This is a genomic window from Lysinibacillus sp. RU7, assembly GCF_057837305.1.
The window spans coordinates 1-266 of sequence record NZ_JBYQFK010000145.1; the positions used below are offsets into that span (position 1 = coordinate 1).

The window sequence follows — 266 nt, forward strand, 5'->3', positions numbered from 1 at the left end:
TACCTGAACCTGTAATCGAGTTAAATGCTGTTACTGGTAATAAGTTTAAGCCTTCACTCTCTGCTGCTTGAACAATCGCAAGAGCAATTGGATGTTCAGACTTGGCTTCGACCGAAGCAACCAAAGTCAGCACTTGTTCACGCTCAAAACCTGATTGCACATTAAAGTCAGTGAGTGTCGGTTTACCTTCGGTGAGTGTGCCCGTTTTATCAACTGCAACTACTTGAGCTTCTTGTAAAAGCTGCAAAGCTTCACCTTTACGGAAC

1 protein-coding gene is annotated in these 266 nt (G+C 43.6%); it reads right to left on the reverse strand.

The features are described from left to right. On the reverse strand, positions 1-266 hold a 266-nt coding region (locus AC3II9_RS21865), incomplete at both ends, for an HAD family hydrolase (protein ID WP_489158807.1).